Source organism: Paraburkholderia phymatum STM815 (assembly GCF_000020045.1).
GTDB classification, from domain to species: Bacteria; Pseudomonadota; Gammaproteobacteria; order Burkholderiales; family Burkholderiaceae; genus Paraburkholderia; species Paraburkholderia phymatum.
This window is the reverse complement of sequence record NC_010627.1, coordinates 238,239-255,105: the sequence shown is the minus strand read 5'-3', so window position 1 is coordinate 255,105 and position 16,867 is coordinate 238,239. Positions and strand designations below refer to the sequence as shown.

Sequence of the window (16,867 nt, the reverse complement as noted above, 5' to 3'; positions counted from 1 at the left end):
TGCCCGAATCTTTCATGCGAGCCGAGCTGAAATCAGTGATCCACCCACGCTAAATTGCCAACCCCGTCGGTAGCCGCATTTGTACCCTATCTCCATAAGCAAGTATTTTGTGCCCGCGCACACGCAACGAAACTAGCCCTTCAGGCAGCGCTGGTTTCAATTGCTGTCGGGAAGTTATATAGGCGCCCTATTCGGAAATGTCGAGGCAGCATTCCATATGTTGACAATCAAGAACCAGATTTCCACCGGGAAAACTAGAAAGCTGCGCGGGATTGCGTTTATGTTCCATTCTATTCTCCTTTTTACAGTGAGCTATTTGCTTGCGAAGACCATTTCGACAAAATATCCGCCAAACGAGCTTATTTTTTTTCGGATGCTCTTCGGATTAATTCCTGCTGCTTTCGTGTTCCAGACCCGCCGCATTCAATGGAAGAAGCCAACGATTCATCGGTTGGCCGGTCATTTCCTTAGAGCCGTCACAGGACTTGCCGGGATCGGCCTGTTCATTGCCGGCTTACCATATGTCCCGTTATCAACCGCCGTGACCCTAAAGGAGACTGAGGCAATCTTCGTCTGTTTCTTCGGCATCGTGTTCTTGGCCGAGCGTTTTCGTCTACCCACGGCGATCGCATCGATGTGCGGGCTCGTCGGAGTTGCTGTGGTTTGCTCACCATTTACAGGCGACGGCTCCTCGCCGCGCGGGATAATACTAATCCTGTTAAGCGCTATTTTTAGCGCCGGTTCGCTTATCCAAGTAAAGAGACTCTCTCGAGTCGAGGAGCCTGCGGCGATTGTACTCTATTATACAATAACAGCAACGCTTGTTAGTGGGATGTCACTTGTTACCGCTTGGGTAAAGCCAAATCTAACAGATTTTTGGCACATGTTTCTGTTTGGGCTGACTGCCGGTGTAGCCCAACTTATGCTCACCATTGCAATCGCAAGTCTCACCACCCCGATTGTTGCCTCATTTAGTTACCTCGGTATCGTATGGGCGATCATTTTTGACTATTTGACTTTGGGTGAGGTAATTTCTCGGCAGGCAGCTCTCGGATCGCTAATAATCATCGCTAGTGTTCTCTATCTTTCTTGCCGAGCATAAACGGTGTTAAGGAAGGTCTTATGTGGACGCCTCCCGGATTGCAAACATTGTTGCGATGTTGGCTCGCAGGTAAAGGCAGCACGGTTATGTCCGGCCCGTTTGCGCACGCCGATTTAGCCTGCTGTCCCTAATGGAATTCGCTGGCGAGATCTCATCTGCGAATCGAACGCTATGGTTCATGTTCCTTATCGGGGTTTTCCTCGCCCCGGTCCAACCTCGCCCCGGTCCAACCTGTTAGCCACCATGAAGCACGTGCTTGCGCTCCTCGGGAAGTTGGAAGCATCTTGAGTCGGAAAGCCTGGAAGACTACGCGGTAGCGGGCGACGAACTTTTATATCCCTGTGCCCTCGCCAGTACCGCCCAAATGGTCCTTGCCGGCCTATTCGCGATAGCTGCAACCGCAACATTAAAGGGTCTGCGCTTTAGCAAATCTTCAAGCCAAGCGGAACGCTTTCCTTGGATAATTATCGAGCGGGCGTTGTGCATCAGTAGCGTGCGTAAATAAGTATTCCCACGCTTGCTCAGACCCATCTGCCGGATTCGCCCACCGGTTCCAGTCTGGCGTGGCACGAGCCCCAGCCATGCGACAAACTCGCGCCCCGAATTGAAGGTGTGCGGATCGCCAATAGCTGCAACCGTCGCGGTCGCCGTGAGAAGTCCAACACCAGGAATATCCGCGACGTTCTTGCAGTGTGGGTTGTCATGAAAAGAATGGTAAGACGCCGTTCCAAGACAGCGATTTCTCGATCATTATGCTGCACACGTTGCCACTGCTCCTTCAAGCTGTCGACCAGCAGGGCCGGCAGACGCTCGGCGACGCCCGCAAGCGCGGCAGGGAATGCCTTACTGAAGGCACGATAGCTTTCGCGCAAGACTTCGCCGAACTCGTACTACAGTCCACGGAATACATTGGTTTGCATGATACGAAACTTCATCAGTTGCGCACGCACTCGTATTGCCAGAACAGTCTGCTGCGCCTCGCTTTTGACGGTAACGAATCGAGCATCTGGTTGCTGAGCAGCAGCGCAGATCGCTCGCGCGTCGGCAGCGTCGGTCTTGTTCCGAAGTACAAAGGGGGTACTGATCTGGCAGATATCAGCTTTACCTCATGACCCAAGGCTTGCAATCGTCTCGCCCAGTCATAGGCGCTATCACACGCTTCCATGACGACTACCGAAGGTGCTCGCTTGGCAAAGAACTCAAGCTCCTGAGCACGCTTGATTTTGAACCGTTCGATGTGACCGCTTTGAGGGGGCGACGGAGTGAAGCTGAAACACCTGCTTGGCAGTGTCCATCCTAATGATCGCGGCCTTCATCTCGGATTCTCCTCGGAGCGTGGTTAAAAGCATTCGCACTCTCGCACACGTAGCTTGCGCCCGCTCGAACTTCCAACACCGGCTCGCATCATCAAAGACCCGTTTCCGAGGGGAGGCGTCCATACCATCTGCAAAAGTCCTGGCATTGGCGATGCTGTGAACTATCCTGGGAAGGAGTGAAAGAACGGGTGTCTGACGGCAATTACTTCTGCCGGCGTGTTTACGCCGACCGAAAATTGAGCCTCTGGGGGTGCGGACGAAAACTTGGACTACCTGGAGGTAGTTCATGTACTCGTACGAAGACCGCGTTCGAGCGGTCCGGCTCTACATAAAACTAGGAAAGCGGACTTCGCCGAACTCGTACTACAGTCCACGGAATACATTGGTTTGCATGATACGAAACTTCATCAGTTGCGCACGCACTCGTATTGCCAGAACAGTCTGCTGCGCCTCGCTTTTGACGGTAACGAATCGAGCATCTGGTTGCTGAGCAGCAGCGCAGATCGCTCGCGCGTCGGCAGCGTCGGTCTTGTTCCGAAGTACAAAGGGGGTACTGATCTGGCAGATATCAGCTTTACCTCATGACCCAAGGCTTGCAATCGTCTCGCCCAGTCATAGGCGCTATCACACGCTTCCATGACGACTACCGAAGGTGCTCGCTTGGCAAAGAACTCAAGCTCCTGAGCACGCTTGATTTTGAACCGTTCGATGTGACCGCTTTGAGGGGGCGACGGAGTGAAGCTGAAACACCTGCTTGGCAGTGTCCATCCTAATGATCGCGGCCTTCATCTCGGATTCTCCTCGGAGCGTGGTTAAAAGCATTCGCACTCTCGCACACGTAGCTTGCGCCCGCTCGAACTTCCAACACCGGCTCGCATCATCAAAGACCCGTTTCCGAGGGGAGGCGTCCATACCATCTGCAAAAGTCCTGGCATTGGCGATGCTGTGAACTATCCTGGGAAGGAGTGAAAGAACGGGTGTCTGACGGCAATTACTTCTGCCGGCGTGTTTACGCCGACCGAAAATTGAGCCTCTGGGGGTGCGGACGAAAACTTGGACTACCTGGAGGTAGTTCATGTACTCGTACGAAGACCGCGTTCGAGCGGTCCGGCTCTACATAAAACTAGGAAAGCGGATGAGAAGTGGCTAACCGACATTACCGAGTTCCAGATTCCGGCTGGCAAGGTGTATCTCTCGCCATTGATCGACTGTTTTGATGGGCTCGTTGTCAGCTGGTCGATCGGCACGCGACCGGACGCCGAACTTGTAAATTCCATGCTGGACGCAGCCATCGAGACGGTGACCGACAGCGACGTCCGACCTGTAGTCCACTCCGATCGTGGTGCGCACTATCGCCGGCCCGGATGGCTCACACGGTTGCGCGAAGCAAGGCTGATTCGCTCGATGTCACGTAAAGGATGTTCGCCGGATAACGCGGCTTGCGAAGGCTTCTTCGGGCGGATGAAGACGGAGTTGTTCTATTCTCGGGACTGGCAGACCACCACCATTGAGCGCTTCATTGAGGTAGTCGACTCCTATATCCGTTGGTATAACGCAAAGCGCATCAAGATTTCGCTCGGCTCACACAGCCCGCTCGAATACCGGGAGAGTCTCGGAATTGCGGCATAAAACCAGTCCACGATTTTTACCGCACCCCTGGTGGCTCAAAGTTCAGTCGGCGGGGACATGGGGAGCAGCAACAGCAGCGCAGTGTCGCCGCTCTCAAGCGCCGTGCCAAGGCACTCGGCTTCCGCCTTGAGCCCGAAACGGCAGCGTAAAACCGGCGCCACAGGATTTGTGTTTCTTGAGAGGCAGCATGAGCGCACCCGGGGGGCACTTAAATCGCTCGGAATCCGAACAAGTGTCGTCGCCTCTATGGACCAGGCACATCGAGCAATTATTTCCGCAACTCGTTAGATCTGAGGCACTCCATCCACCCTCCATGCCAGCCGGTCGAACGGAGATTCGGAGATTCCAAAGACCGAGTCCAGCGGATGTTCTGTGATCAACTGATAAACGCGGCGGAGTGTTGGAAACGCTTCAGGGATCGCAAATGCAGCTTTCGCGTCATTCGAAGCAGTCCGTGCGTCTATAAACAATCTCACATTGTCAAAAGAAATTTCTCGATCACGTAGAAACTCACCAATCGACCTCCCGTTAAGCTCGCTAACAATATTATCACCTAGGCAGAGCGACAGATAAACTGTGTCAAACATAATCGGCATTGCGTCAATCGATATCAAACTCCGCACACAGCACATAGTTTCAATTGGTGCATCAAATTCGCTGAAGTCAAAACTCGATAACTTTTCTCGTGTAACGGAGATTATCTTGATCTGCCGCTCAAAAAAATGTTGCGACGGAGTTTCGGAAGTCCTAAGCAAAACATCTAAGTCGAAGACAAATCGTCGCCGCTGTCTCACAAAACTTCCAAGCCCGGGCACGCAGTCCACTACCCCAGTGGACCGGAGATCCCTCAGTGCGCGAGCTACTGTTATCACACTGACGCCGAAACTATTGGCTAACTTACAGACCGACGGCAAGCGCTCGCCCATCCCATACTCATGCTCCGTCACCCTTCGCGTTATCTCTTGCCGAACTTTCCCGTGTAGTCGCTTCACTGTCAGCTTGGTCATTCCGAAACATTCCAAGAATATGCAAATCTTAATCGAGATGGCTTGTGAAAGGCTCTGTTGAGATTTGAGTGGGTTATGCCGCGTGCGGGTTGATCGAAGTGAAGTCGTGCTTGCCGGCGATCAGGAACAGCACCGTACGCATGGTCGTGAGGTTGGCGTAACCGCGCGCGCGTCGCTTGGCGGCCTGAAACAGGCCGTTGAGGACTCCAGGAAGCCGTTGGTCTGACGCGTCTGGGTCCAGGCGACGATGCCGTCGAAGTGCTTGCGGATCATGCGGGCAACCTCCTTCATGGGTTCGACCTTGGAGCACATCACGTTGATACACCACTGCTCGAGCATCTCGGAGACGACGTTGATCTGCTTGCGATCGAGGATGTCACGCAATTGCTCGCGATAGAGCCAGGCCTGGGCGGTGCGCTTGGTCGTGACGTTGGCAACGAGCGAGTCGAGATCGGCACCCTGCGCCACGCTCAGCCGATCGCGGTCCTTGAGCAGTGCCCAGCGCAGGCCCTTGAGGTCCGGGTCGGTCTTCTGTTCGAGCCGCCGCGTCTTTGTCCAGAGCAAACGATGCCCGAGCGACAACGTGGAATTTGTCGAAGGTGATGCAGGCGTGGGCAGGTGCTCGCTGACGCCCTTGGTGAAGGCAGGCGACATGTCGATGCTGACCGAGGTGATTTGCCCGGGCGTGGGGTTGTGCGCTTGCACATGGGCGGCGAACTGCTCGATGGTGGCGGCGTCCCGGCCTTCGGTAACGAACACGACCTTGCGTTGTTTGGCGGCGGCCATGAGCGTCAGACAGTTGTGCCCGCGCTTATAGGAGGTCTCGTCGACAGCAGCGCTCGTCACGTCGGACAGATCAATCTCGGCCAAAGCCAGTTCGACGTAGCGCTTGCAGATCGCGTGTACGCGATGCCACGACTCACCGACGGCGCGGGCCACGGCGGCAAAAGGCATCTGCTGGGCGAGTGTAGGCACCATCGCCTCGAACAGCAGCGTGAAGCCGCCGAGCTTGCCGGTCCAACTGGGTTCGACGAGCGTGACGCGGCCATCGGGCTGCCTCACGCGCGGCGTGCGCACTTCGAGATAACAGTCATGCTGGAGAAGTTCAGGTGGCGGTAGCGCTTGACGACAGTGTCATGCACGGGATGCGCGCCAGCGACTTCCGGATACGGAACGCGGGTCCCGGCAGTGAAGCCGATCTGAATCGTCAGCCGTTTGGCGGCCGCGTCGAAATCAACGCCGCTCACAAACCACGGATCGCTCACTCCCAATGCGGCTTCAAACAACTGGCTATGCATGACTTCCCTTCGTCTTGTTATGCAAAACCCGGACGATACCACCCACTCGGAATTCAACAGAGGCTGAAGAGGGCACATCCTCTGCCCAACTTCTCGACAACAACCGTGTTCAGTCGCATGAAGAACCATGCTCTCGGCGGCATAGGATAACCAAGCACTATGGCCCGCTAAATGTTTGAGAGTCGCTAGTCTGAGCGAATAATCCGACCGTCTAGAACCTGCCTCACCTGCAACAAGAAAGCGTCCAGTCGGAAGCCGGTTGCAGAAAATGACGATCATCTCTCTGACGTAATTACATATTCAAGAATGTGCGCAATGCCGATCGGGCCGCAATAAGTGGATCCCGTGTCTCGAAAGCCAGAGACGAGATACATGCTTTTAGCTATCGCATTGCGTGCATTGACGCCAAGCATCAAGCGTTCGACGCTTGGCCGGTTCGACGCGATCCAGCTAACAGCCAGTTCGGTTGCTGCTTTGCCGTATCCATTTCCTTGATATGATCGGCCAACACGGAGACTGTGCATCGTTATAGCGTCCGGCCCCGCCCAGTCGGGCATCGCGGCTTTTTCTCGAAGCACAAAAAACCCTACAATCTCATCATGGACCGCAATTGCAAACGGATGTCCGAAATCCGGATTTGGGCTGTTGCTGAGTTCGGAAAACACCACGTACAACGGATCCACATACTGACATTGGTCGGCATCCAATGCGAGGTGGGCAACGGTAGTGCTGTCGAGATGCGACAACGCTACCAGCCTAGCATCCGCTGCTACGATGGGGGGAATCGGTGCGTTGCAAAAGGGTTCTTCTGAGGCAGCCGGGGCCGCGTGCGAGTTCTTCGATTTCTGCGGTCGAGAGACAAGGCCTGGTGGCGCTTCCCGAATGACACCAGAAAGAACGTCATCGAGGGTTCGTCTTCCCCATGCATAGCACGACCAACCGCTCAACACCTCCGTGGGCGCGTTCACAGCTACTGGCTCGTCCCGCACCTGAGCGGACGAAACAGACAGGGACGAAAGCCAGTCGACTTCATAGTTATAAATAGTTCCAACATAGCGATGCCCCTCATCGGGAAAAATTGCCACAACGTTCTTGCCCCGGTTCTTTCTAGACCACCAATCGGCCACTCTATACGCTGCACCGCTGGTAGGCCCCATAAATAACCCATGTTCCCGGTGTAATTGACGAGTCCCATGAAACACTTCTGCGGGCGTCAGCCAATGAACCTCGTCAAACTGCTGATGAGCCACGTTGGAAGGCACAATTTCGCCCCCTAGCCCACTAAGGTCCCCCAGATCTCCGCTGGGTTGCCCAAACAAAACGGAATTCGGCATATCGACACCGATCGCGTGCAATTCGGGAAATAGCGCTCTTAGAAATTTAGTAGTACCGGACATGGATCCACCGGATCCAACAGGTCCAACCAGGCAGTCGATCTTCCCAAGTTTTTTGATCAGCAGTTCCGCGAACTTACCGTAGGCGAGTGGATTCCCCGTATTAGAGTATTGCGACGGCCAAAAGCTGCCCGGAATCTCCCTCAGATATTGGGCCAGCCTATTTAGCCGGGCCTGTTGAAGCCCGCCTTGGGGCGCCGGATCGTTCACAATTTCTACGTGTGCACCAAGCTCTACAAGGCGACTTTTAAGATGACGATCGATTGCCCAGTCGCTTATCAATATGAGATTATAATCATATTGCACAGCTAGCATCGCTAACGCCAGACCAAAAGTACCTGAGGAAGACTCGCAGATGGTGGCGCCCGGTTTGAGCAGTCCCTGCGATACGGCCTGCTCGAGTATGAACCGCGCTGGAAGGAGCTTCATCAGAAAGAAGCTGGCGCCATAAAGATCGTCACTCAGCCTGACAATTCGTGGATTTTCGAAATCCTCTAGATTTCGCATGATAGTTCGATTCGTCATTCTTTATCTCAGGTTCGATCACTGTGTGACGAGAATAGTTTCAAAGCCGGAATATATGAGTTCACGGTTTGCCAAATGTATGTTTTCCGTGGTTCTTTCTTTCGCCGGATCAAACATGACGCCAATAACCGTTCCGCTGTGGGCAATCTGTATTCCGACTGCGCCATGCCGGGCACCAATTTCGGCGATATCGAACAGGCGCGGTTTTCGTAGAAATCGTTGGTTAAGCCAGGTGCTTGCTGTCGCGACGCGGCCGAGCAAGTTGATATCGGATGTATCAATGGCTTTACGCAATAGAGCACGAATCGGACGAAATGTTTCAACTTCTTCCGGATTATACTGAGGCAAGTGCAGATCGAGCGTATCGACAGTCTGTTCGGTATCTGCAGTGACGCTTATAAAGTCAATCGGTGGAATTGACTTCCTAAACGATTCGAGAACAATGCCATCTCTTTGCGCAAACAATACTGCCTGCTGTGAAAATATTGTTGAATCACATGCCGTCTCAGCGCTTACGGCAATCTGGATTACATCGCCAGGCGGAAGTTGAACATCGAGCGATTCAAGAACTGCCAAAATGCTGGCGACTACGTCGGCCGTGGATGACCCCATACCGCGCGCAACAGGGATGTTGCTGGTAATCCTAAGAAGTCCGCCCACGCTCGCGGACGAGAATCGCTTAAGTGTGATTTCTGCCGCGCGTTTGGCTTTTTCGCAACGCCTTGGAAAAACGACCACTTCTCGCTCTTCATTCGGCAAAAACTCCGCCCTCGACTTCAGTTGACGGTAAGGCATGGAGACGAGACCACGACGCAATAGACCGGTATCGTCTTCAAAAACACCTTGGAGAAGCTCTCCATGATGTCCGGCGGCCTCGCCTTTCCCTTGTTTTCCATGCATAACATATATCCCGTTGGATTGTGTTTCACGTAGGCCGATAGGAAAAACAGATGCGGCAAAAAATCGGCGCGTAGTTCCTAAGTTCATTTTGAATACAAGTTGCATGCCAACGGGCAAGCAGACTGCCTCCGGCGAAAGCAATCACGCAACCGTGCAACGAATTGAACAAATGTTACAGCGCGCGTCATCTATCTGACAATCCAGGCAACTCAAGATGTCGTCCCAGGATGCTGAGAGGTGGTGCGGGTAACTCACTACAGCGTACGGTTAGCGACTGGTCTATGAGACTGGCATAACGCCGGCAAACGAAACGTGACAACAACAACCCGGCGCACTCACTCAGCGGCGTCAAGGCGAAGGAGGCATTGGCCGCTGTCCGAGGCGAACGCACGCTGGCCGAACTGGCTCAGCAGTTCGAGGTTCATCCGAAACAGATCACGGAGTCGAACCGGCAATTGCAGCAGCGCGCGGCTCAGGTGTTCGGTAGGTCCGCACCAGTAGCAGCGGAACCGCCGGACGATCTGAAGGCACTGGACGCGATGATTGGCCGGTTGACCCTTTAGAAGTTTTCTCATATGGCCTGTTTTTGTAAACAGAGTTGCGCGACGACCCAGTTTGGTTGCAACCGGATGCCGATGTGCAGATGAAGCCGCATCGGTAAAAACGATATGCTGGGCGCTCGAACTCGCATTTCAAACTGCTCCACTTATGGGTACCTAAGTTCCCCTCACCACGTGAAACAGTACCTAGACCTATTTAGTTTTTCGCGCAAGGGTTTGGAGAACTATTTAAGTATAGCTGCGACCGTCGAACTCGAGCAGGTGGCAGTGATGCATGAGGCGGTCGAGGATCGCGGTGCCTCGTGTTGTCGCCAAGGTGAGCACCTCAGTCCTGGACGATGCAATTGGAAATCACGCCGGCGCCGCGATGCAGCGTGTAGCGCTGGTGGATCACTCAATTCATCTTTCCGTCGCGGGGCCGCCTCGCGCTTAAGGCTACTACACTTTCGTGCCGCTGAAGGACGAACACCAACAGGCGACACCCTGCGTGCATCGAACGCCGCAGGGCTTTGTCGAGGAACGGACCGCAATCTACAACTGGATACGTGGCCTGCTTTCGGAATTTGGCGTGGTGCTGCCGCAAAGCCCGGAGCGTCTGCGAAGAGAGCCCGCTTTAAAGCAGGTCCTTCGGTATGCTGAGGCTTTTCGACCGAGCAAGAACGTACACCTCGCCAAGCTCATCAAACAATGAACCCTCGAGGCCGATAACGTCTCCTTTGAGCTTTGGATTGGGTTCGACGGACACTATGCGCCATTCCATGCGTAGGGTCTGCCCTACTAGCACGGCTTTGCGGAACTGGAACTCGAACTCCAGACCAAGACCCGCCCTGCGCTCCGTCAGGAAGGTTGCAACCATGCCCATCATCAGCGCCGAATATTGCGTGCCACTGACGACGAGCTTGCCGAATCTGGTTGCTTTGGCAAACACGTCGTCGTGATGCAAGAGACTGTGGTCTCCGGCAAGTGTCGCAAACCGCCGTACGGAATCAACATCGAACGTAATCAGTTTCGACGTGGTTTCCCCTACTTTATAGCTAGAGTCTGGCATGCAATGGCTCCACGAACTGTCTGGATTGGAGGTCAATAATTGCTGTGGTCAAACATCAGAGCAGCGACATGAGATCGCTTATGGTGCCTCTGCCGGAAGGGAATCCATGTAGCAACGAAAGAAGGTCACCGGCGCTTGCGTTCAGTTTCGTATCTTGCGTGTGTCTGACGCATTGAATAAACTTCTGATCGATTTCTTCCGGACTCGTGGGGTTCTTGGGATTGCCCTTGGGGTAATCGATCGAGTCCTTCAGGCTCGAGCCATCTCTGAGATGAATATCGATCTTAATTCTCCCATGGGCTCCCAGCTTGGGGTCTTCGCATTCTGGATCGTGCAGCGATTGCACTTTCCGGCTAACCGCCAGTACGTCTGCACGGCATATGGCTTCTTCGGTGAAGTCATTTGTGAACAGGTCTCCCGTCAGCAGCGCCGTTGCAATGTTGTACGCTATAAAGAACATCCCCCCGCGCGCGCGACGGTCGAGTCGAAATTGGCTGGGGAAGACATCCTCGTCTAGATCCAGGTTCAAGCGGTAATTTGAAGAGGAGACGCGTGATGTTGCGAGAGCGATATACGTTTATCAGAGGGAAGGGCAAATGAATCTGCAGGGAAAAGCTCCGAATGATCCGTCATGGTGGTTTGAGGAGGCGCTGCGGAGCGAGGGTGTACAACCTGCGGCGCCAGCCCTTACCGGCGTGCTCACGGTTGACGTAGTGATCGTTGGTGGCGGGTATACCGGACTGTGGACTGCACTGGCCCTCAAGGAGCGCGCCCCACATCTCATCGTCGCTCTCATTGAATCGTCCCAGTGCGGTTCCGGCGCTAGCGGTAAAAATGGTGGGAAGGTCAGCGGGTACTGGCCGTCTCTCACTGGAATCGCTGGGAACATTGGCCCTGATGCGGCGTTGGCCGTCGCAAGAGCCGGCACGCGGGCTCAGGACGCTATTCGGCTGTTTGCTACCGAGCCTGGTCGCGACGTATGGTGGCGTGAAAACGGTCACATGCGCGTCTCCGCCGCACCGGCGCAAGATGCCCAGATCGCAACATACCTTGATACGGCACGGCAACTCGGCGTACCGGACACCGTACGGTCGCTGACGCCCGAAGAAGTACAGGAGATTTGCGGATCCCGCTTTCCGGGAGGGCGTATATTTCCCCGAGGGCGCGACTGTCCAACCAGCACGTCTGGCGCGCCAGTTGCGAGCTGCGGCGATTGCTGCGGATGTGAAGGTATTCGAAGGCACGCGGATGATTCGGCTCGACGGTTACCTCGAGTCGCTGCGGCTATCCCAAAAACGTTTGGCCTGAGAATCGGTACACGATGATGGTGAGCAAATCCATTGGCGGCCCGGCTGTCTTCCGGCAGACTCGAGGGAACGCTCAATCGCGTCGTCACCCCTAACGGTGAAATCATCGCAAAGGAAGTAGTGCTCGCGACCAATATCGAACTCGCGAAGCACAGGGAGATCGTCCCATACCTTACCGTGTTCTCATCCTACGCATTGATGACGCAACCGGCACCGGAGAAAATCAGTCTAATGGGCTGGAAGCGGGAGGAAGGCATTACTGACTTGCGGATGTTCGTCCACTACTTTCGGAAGACTATCGAATCGTGACGTCTTGCCAACTTCTTCGTCTTCTTCGCATCGGAGAATACCCCAGCGCACAAAGCGTCCGCCGACATATCGAAGAGGCTCGGGCGGCAGCGCTCGTGGTTCACGCGTACAGAAAGGTAGCGAACTCCATTCGTCTGATGGACGGATCCTCATGGGTTCGGGCTCGGGTCCGATCGGCTTTGGGGGAAATACGTCGGATCCACGGCTGACTACTGACCTGGCGTCGGCAGTACGTGCGGAGCGCGGCCTCCGTCGCCTGTTGCCGGCTTTCAGAGACGTTCAGATTGACAGAACATGGGGCGGTGGCATCGATATCTCGTTTGACCGGCTACCGTTCTTTAGAACGTTACCTGGAACCCGCGTCCACTACGCCTGCGGATTTTCGGGGCATGGCGTTAATCCAACATACATTGGGGGGCAATGTCTTGCGTCGCTCGTTTTGAGGTCAGAAGTCGTCCTTCCTGACACGCGAGCATCAATAATCTGATATTTCTGGTTAATGAGTGACTTGCGTTGACGAACATCACCGATCAGTGTGCGCTGGGATAAATTTAACCTGACGACTTCCATCCTTTCATAATTTGTTGGATCTTCCTTGGATAGCTGTGAAAAAAGTCCGTCAGCGTATGGTCTACCGGTATCTGGCATCGATGAAATAGTAATCGGTCCACTATGCTGACCATACGAGATCTTTTGACGCATCAACTCGCTCAGCTCAGAACCTAGTTTGTAGCGCGTTGACTCATGGCGTTGATTTTTGCTTTTTGTCTCTAGGTTTCCAATATAGATTGACTCGAATGCGCATAGGGTGGCAGGATGTTTTTCGTCGCCGACAAAATGATCCGTCAAAAGTCCGGTTTGCGCGTCCATTACCTTTATGTGACTCGGCAAGACTTCCTCGCATTCACCGTCGAAGTAAATGAAGGCCCCGTTTTCTGAGGCAAACAATACAAACTTGTCCGTCGTCTTCATGAAATCCAATGGGCGTATCCCCCCTTGATTCCTATATGCAACGAGATTGCCATGTCCGTCCAAAAGCAGGACACTGACAGCCCCGTCGATTCGAAGATCAATTTCTCGAAAGACTTTTTTATAATTGACGCGCTCACCAAATTTCCAGTAGTCTCTTCTGCAAATTAATTCGACAAATCGCATGAAAATCTCGGCATCGTCATTTCCGCGTGATAAGGCGCCATGTTTTTGTAATTCATCTTTCAAGTCATGACCGTTAGCCAAAGCGCCATTTAGTGAAATTGAGATAAATGTGTTCTTCTCATTGTGATTGAATTCACTGTTTGATCGTGGTTGCACGTTAGGCGGATCACTTTGTACTGGGGTGTGATTATGAATGTGCGCCAAGCCTACAGAAGCAGGGTGGCTGATTGTTATGGCATATTCGCTTTGTTCTATAGGAATATATTTTGATGGGAGGCAATCTGAGTGATATCGCGTTGTGCCTGTTTTTTCACTAAACACTAATAGGTCTGCGCCGCATTGCCCCCTATTTGCTAGCTTTGCCGCCATCTTCCCCAGACGGCTAAGTACCGTTTCATCTGAAACACTGTCTGGTAGTTTAAATGCTGCTGCAATTCCTGCCATAGTTTATTTTCTCCTAGGTTCATTTACAAGTGCTGACGAGTCGTGTAGAACGATGACTGACCGCTTCAAGTTCATTCCGTTCTCGTTTGCCGTGGAAAAAGATGCACTTGCCTACTTCTTTCAGAGCGGCTAACACAACCTAGACATCAAGCCATTGGTTTCGTATCCTGGGCGCATGCAGAAGAAAAATCAGCAACGAACTGTGGGCGGCGCTGGAACCGTTGATTCCAGCATTTACGCCGTCACCCAAAGGCGGCCTTCGGCGGACAGTTAAGGAGCGCGCAGCACGGAACGGCATCCTGTATGTCCTGCAAACTGGCATCCCATGGTAGGCCTGCCGCAGGAGCTGGGTTTCGGTAGCGGCATGACATGCTGGCGACGTCTACGAGACTGGCAGGCCGCAGGCGTGTGGGAGCAACTGCATCGGGCGATGCTTCGCCGGTTGCGTGAACACGACCAGATTGATTGGGAACAGGCGAGCCTTGATGCGGCCAGTGCGCCCAGCCCCGGGGAGCCAGGAAACCGGCTCGAACCCGACAGACCGGGGAAAGCTCGGGTCGAAACGGCACATCGTTGTAGACGCGCGCGCCATTCCACTGGCCATCACGGTCACGGGCGCCAACCGACACGACTCGATGGCATTCGAGCCCACGCTCGATGCCATTCCGGCGGTGTCGGGCCTGAATGGCCAGCCCCGCAAAAGCCCGGGCAAGTTGCATGCGGACACGGGCGATGACTTTGCCCGCTGTCAGAATTACCTGAAGCAGCGCGGTATCACGGCCCGTATTGCCCGTCGCGGCGTGCAAAGCAAGGAGCGGCTCGGGCGGCATCGCCGGGCGGTCTAGCACACGCATGCCTGGTTTGCCGGTTTCGGCAAGTTGCGCATTCGTTTGAAGCGGCGTCTAGACATTAATAGTCCTTTCATTGGCTGCTGCCGGTATCTGCTCGCGCTTCGTTGATGACTTAGCGACTCTTAGTACGCTTGTTCAGCGTTGCCTTTAAACTGCAGCATGCGATGCGATGCGCAACAAACCTTGTCAAATAGGCTCGATTGCCTCGCTGGCCGTTTGCTGCTCGCTGTACCGTTCGCTCCATTCCGGTGGCTGTTGAGGTTATGCCTTACAACTGTTCAATCTCAAAAGATCGTGCATGGCACGAACGCGTTACTGCGGAAGCCTCAGCGGTGCGGGCGGCAGCGCCCCGTTGCTTGCAAGTCTCATACCAACGTTCTTTTCCGGTCAGATCCGCCCCCCCAGGATCAGCCTAGGCGTACATTCAAACCGGACAAGCCCGCCGTTTGCTGTCTTAGAAGCTCGAACAAAACGAGTCAAACGGGGCATTAACGCCTGCCGTTCTCTGTAATCCCGGAAATGCGACCTCCGCCAATACCGCCGGAGAAGCATGAGGAACTGTTCTGCTGCAGTGCAAGGGGAGGCAACGCTTACGTAGCATCAACAGACAAACCAGACAATTCCGCCAATTTGTTGCGCTACCGATTGGTGGCGCCGGGAATTCAGACAGTGGGGTAAGTAGAGCGACTGGCTACTATCCCCGGCGTCAGAATAGTTGTCGTGTCGCTTGATTCCTAGAGATAGTCCAGGGGCGGTAGAATTGGCATGAATAAAAGCCTACCCAGAAGAACGAAAAGAAGCGCTGGTGCGTCGCATGATGCCGCCGGAGAATGCGCCGGTGTCGACGCTAGCACGAGAAACGGGGATTACCGAACAGACGTTGTACACGTGGCGCCGACAGGCGAAAGGGCAAGGGCTGGCCGTGCCGGGCGATGGAAATCCTGTTGATCATCGTGGCGTTGCCTGTCTATTTCTACTACCAGTCGACGGTGGGATGGGAGAGTTTTTGCGCGGAACTGCGAGCGGCGTGGTGGATGCTGTTGTACCGTAAGCGCGAATTTCCACCCACCTAGCGTTCGAGTTTGAGAAGGTCCACGATTGCGTCCGCAACCCAACTTGCGGACGCAATCCATGACTGACGATGATTTGACCTTTTTGCCCTTGCGGGTGACACGCGTTGGTGTCGGCGGCAAGCGCAGCTTCGACCCAATGGGCAAGCAACGACTGGTCGATGCGTGCCTGCAACCGGGCGCATCGCTGTCTGGGCTGGCCTTGAAGGCCGGGGTGAATGCCAACCAGTTGCGCAAATGGGTTCAGTTGCGCGAACAGTCAAATGCCCCGGTGAATGAAGGCATGGCCGTCGCCTCATCAGCTTTCGTACCGGTAGTTACGATCGGTGAACCGGCGCCGTCGATTGCTCTGCCACCCGCTCGCCGCCCCTTTCCAGAGCCGGAACCCTCGCATCAGTCGCCCCGAGCGGCACCGGTGGCAAGACTGTCGGCCACGTTGCCCAACGGCGTGAAGCTGGAACTCGAGTGTTCGGGGCACGATGCGACACTCGTGACTGCGATGTTTGCCGCATTGGGGGCACGCTGATGTTTCGGTTCGATGCAGACCTGAGGGTCTTCCTGCATCGGGAGCCGATCGACTTCCGGGCTGGCATCAACAGCTTGGTGATGCTGGTCGAGCAGTCCATGCAACTCGATCCATTTGCACGTGCCGCATTTGCCTTCCACAACCGCAGACGCAACCGGGTCAAATTGCTGTTCTACGAACGCACCGGTTTCTGGTTGATGTTGCGGCGCCTCGAGGAAGATCACTTCGTCTGGCCAAGCCGACAACAGGCGGTGATCGAGCTGACGACCGAGCAGCTCCACTGGCTGCTCGATGGCATCGATATTGATGCCATGCACCGCCATCCGGCACGGCGCTACCGTCACGCGAGCTGAGCACCGGCCGTTGCCGGTAAACAACGGCTGACCGCGCTGTCCCCCCAAGGGGGACTTCCTTCGGGGCGTTACA

Annotated in this window: 13 protein-coding genes and 10 pseudogenes; 12 read left to right on the top strand and 11 right to left on the bottom strand. The window is 54.6% G+C overall.

Translation table 11 applies throughout. The features are described 5' to 3' along the window. The first annotated feature begins 217 nt into the window (after window positions 1–217). The gene (locus tag BPHY_RS37025) at window positions 218–1,102 is read left to right on the top strand and encodes a DMT family transporter (RefSeq protein WP_012406583.1); all 885 of its coding nucleotides are present in this window, start codon (window positions 218–220) and stop codon (window positions 1,100–1,102) included. Window positions 1,103–1,408: 306 nt separating this feature from the next. Here BPHY_RS37025 and BPHY_RS40855 read toward each other — a convergent pair. Then, a pseudogene (locus tag BPHY_RS40855) lies at window positions 1,409–2,418 on the bottom strand (IS110 family RNA-guided transposase). A gap of 366 nt (window positions 2,419–2,784) precedes the next feature. Beyond that, window positions 2,785–3,207 (bottom strand): annotated as a pseudogene (locus BPHY_RS44475) (IS110 family transposase); the annotation flags it as partial. A 345-nt stretch (window positions 3,208–3,552) separates the two neighbouring features. On the opposite strand from BPHY_RS44475, the pseudogene BPHY_RS37010 reads away from it, so the two are divergent. Further along, window positions 3,553–4,047, top strand: a pseudogene (locus BPHY_RS37010) (IS3 family transposase); the annotation flags it as partial. 284 nt (window positions 4,048–4,331) lie between these two features. On the opposite strand, the gene BPHY_RS37005 reads toward BPHY_RS37010, so the two are convergent. The 5 genes from BPHY_RS37005 to BPHY_RS36990 all read right to left on the bottom strand — a co-directional run bounded on the left by BPHY_RS37005 (window position 4,332) and on the right by BPHY_RS36990 (window position 9,276). After that, window positions 4,332–5,054, bottom strand: a complete 723-nt coding sequence (locus BPHY_RS37005) for a GntR family transcriptional regulator (protein ID WP_012406581.1) — start codon at window positions 5,052–5,054, stop codon at window positions 4,332–4,334. Window positions 5,055–5,174: 120 nt separating this feature from the next. Continuing rightward, window positions 5,175–6,116, bottom strand: coding sequence for a transposase (locus tag BPHY_RS37000; protein ID WP_407671308.1), 942 nt, complete (start codon window positions 6,114–6,116; stop codon window positions 5,175–5,177). Further along, on the bottom strand, window positions 6,113–6,352 hold the full coding sequence (locus tag BPHY_RS43695; protein WP_233445553.1) for a hypothetical protein: 240 nt from the start codon (window positions 6,350–6,352) through the stop codon (window positions 6,113–6,115). The genes BPHY_RS37000 and BPHY_RS43695 overlap by 4 nt, the downstream gene beginning before the upstream one ends. Window positions 6,353–6,627: 275 nt before the next feature. Then, on the bottom strand, window positions 6,628–8,253 hold the full coding sequence (locus BPHY_RS39040; protein WP_052306267.1) for a pyridoxal-phosphate dependent enzyme: 1,626 nt from the start codon (window positions 8,251–8,253) through the stop codon (window positions 6,628–6,630). Window positions 8,254–8,289: 36 nt separating this feature from the next. Further along, window positions 8,290–9,276 (bottom strand): GHMP family kinase ATP-binding protein, encoded by a 987-nt coding sequence (locus tag BPHY_RS36990; protein ID WP_012406579.1) that lies wholly within the window; start codon window positions 9,274–9,276, stop codon window positions 8,290–8,292. Between the two features lie 207 nt (window positions 9,277–9,483). Between BPHY_RS36990 and BPHY_RS42335 the strand changes: the two are divergent. Beyond that, window positions 9,484–9,731, top strand: a pseudogene (locus BPHY_RS42335) (IS3 family transposase); the annotation flags it as partial. Between the two features lie 228 nt (window positions 9,732–9,959). On the opposite strand, the pseudogene BPHY_RS42985 reads toward BPHY_RS42335, so the two are convergent. Then, window positions 9,960–10,125: pseudogene (locus tag BPHY_RS42985) on the bottom strand (ATP-binding protein); the annotation flags it as partial. Between the two features lie 51 nt (window positions 10,126–10,176). On the opposite strand from BPHY_RS42985, the pseudogene BPHY_RS41550 reads away from it, so the two are divergent. Continuing rightward, window positions 10,177–10,335 (top strand): annotated as a pseudogene (locus BPHY_RS41550) (IS110 family transposase); the annotation flags it as partial. A 9-nt stretch (window positions 10,336–10,344) separates the two neighbouring features. On the opposite strand, the gene BPHY_RS36985 reads toward BPHY_RS41550, so the two are convergent. Both BPHY_RS36985 and BPHY_RS36980 read right to left on the bottom strand, forming a co-directional pair. Then, window positions 10,345–10,779, bottom strand: coding sequence for a MaoC family dehydratase (locus tag BPHY_RS36985; protein ID WP_012406578.1), 435 nt, complete (start codon window positions 10,777–10,779; stop codon window positions 10,345–10,347). Window positions 10,780–10,834: 55 nt separating this feature from the next. Beyond that, the gene (locus BPHY_RS36980) at window positions 10,835–11,308 is read right to left on the bottom strand and encodes an MmgE/PrpD family protein (protein ID WP_041766577.1); all 474 of its coding nucleotides are present in this window, start codon (window positions 11,306–11,308) and stop codon (window positions 10,835–10,837) included. 67 nt (window positions 11,309–11,375) lie between these two features. Between BPHY_RS36980 and BPHY_RS44380 the strand changes: the two are divergent. The 3 genes and pseudogenes from BPHY_RS44380 to BPHY_RS43690 form a co-directional block, all read left to right on the top strand. Then, a pseudogene (locus BPHY_RS44380) lies at window positions 11,376–11,882 on the top strand (NAD(P)/FAD-dependent oxidoreductase); the annotation flags it as partial. 94 nt (window positions 11,883–11,976) lie between these two features. Continuing rightward, on the top strand, window positions 11,977–12,087 hold the full coding sequence (locus tag BPHY_RS44375) for a hypothetical protein (RefSeq protein WP_407671307.1): 111 nt from the start codon (window positions 11,977–11,979) through the stop codon (window positions 12,085–12,087). Between the two features lie 312 nt (window positions 12,088–12,399). Next, window positions 12,400–12,771 (top strand): annotated as a pseudogene (locus tag BPHY_RS43690) (hypothetical protein); the annotation flags it as partial. Here the strand turns inward: BPHY_RS43690 and BPHY_RS40825 are convergent. After that, complete coding sequence (locus BPHY_RS40825) at window positions 12,762–13,994, bottom strand: amidophosphoribosyltransferase (protein WP_012406577.1); 1,233 nt, start codon at window positions 13,992–13,994, stop codon at window positions 12,762–12,764. The pseudogene BPHY_RS43690 and the gene BPHY_RS40825 sit on opposite strands and share 10 nt — an antisense overlap. Window positions 13,995–14,161: 167 nt before the next feature. Here BPHY_RS40825 and BPHY_RS40820 point away from each other — a divergent pair. From BPHY_RS40820 to tnpB, 5 genes and pseudogenes are all read left to right on the top strand, one after another. Beyond that, window positions 14,162–14,953 (top strand): annotated as a pseudogene (locus BPHY_RS40820) (IS5 family transposase). Window positions 14,954–15,614: 661 nt separating this feature from the next. Beyond that, a pseudogene (locus BPHY_RS43685) lies at window positions 15,615–15,788 on the top strand (transposase); the annotation flags it as partial. Next, window positions 15,778–15,918, top strand: a complete 141-nt coding sequence (locus BPHY_RS43680) for a hypothetical protein (RefSeq protein ID WP_244304978.1) — start codon at window positions 15,778–15,780, stop codon at window positions 15,916–15,918. The pseudogene BPHY_RS43685 and the gene BPHY_RS43680, both read left to right, overlap by 11 nt. A gap of 58 nt (window positions 15,919–15,976) precedes the next feature. After that, window positions 15,977–16,441, top strand: a complete 465-nt coding sequence (gene tnpA / locus BPHY_RS36965) for an IS66-like element accessory protein TnpA (protein WP_012406576.1) — start codon at window positions 15,977–15,979, stop codon at window positions 16,439–16,441. Beyond that, window positions 16,441–16,794, top strand: coding sequence for an IS66 family insertion sequence element accessory protein TnpB (tnpB, locus tag BPHY_RS36960; RefSeq protein ID WP_012406575.1), 354 nt, complete (start codon window positions 16,441–16,443; stop codon window positions 16,792–16,794). The genes tnpA and tnpB overlap by 1 nt, the downstream gene beginning before the upstream one ends. The last annotated feature ends 73 nt before the right edge of the window (window positions 16,795–16,867 follow it).

Bases quoted from the DNA above. Each gene is read 5' to 3' on its own strand.
- BPHY_RS37025 (WP_012406583.1), top strand. From the start codon at position 218: ATGTTGACAATCAAGAACCAGATTTCCACCGGGAAAACTAGAAAGCTG.
- BPHY_RS37005 (WP_012406581.1), bottom strand. From the start codon at position 5,054: ATGACCAAGCTGACAGTGAAGCGACTACACGGGAAAGTTCGGCAAGAG.
- BPHY_RS43695 (WP_233445553.1), bottom strand. From the start codon at position 6,352: ATGCATAGCCAGTTGTTTGAAGCCGCATTGGGAGTGAGCGATCCGTGG.
- BPHY_RS39040 (WP_052306267.1), bottom strand. From the start codon at position 8,253: ATGCGAAATCTAGAGGATTTCGAAAATCCACGAATTGTCAGGCTGAGT.
- BPHY_RS36990 (WP_012406579.1), bottom strand. From the start codon at position 9,276: ATGCAACTTGTATTCAAAATGAACTTAGGAACTACGCGCCGATTTTTT.
- BPHY_RS36985 (WP_012406578.1), bottom strand. From the start codon at position 10,779: ATGCCAGACTCTAGCTATAAAGTAGGGGAAACCACGTCGAAACTGATT.
- BPHY_RS40825 (WP_012406577.1), bottom strand. From the start codon at position 13,994: ATGGCAGGAATTGCAGCAGCATTTAAACTACCAGACAGTGTTTCAGAT.
- BPHY_RS43680 (WP_244304978.1), top strand. From the start codon at position 15,778: ATGGAAATCCTGTTGATCATCGTGGCGTTGCCTGTCTATTTCTACTAC.
- tnpA (WP_012406576.1), top strand. From the start codon at position 15,977: ATGACTGACGATGATTTGACCTTTTTGCCCTTGCGGGTGACACGCGTT.
- tnpB (WP_012406575.1), top strand. From the start codon at position 16,441: ATGTTTCGGTTCGATGCAGACCTGAGGGTCTTCCTGCATCGGGAGCCG.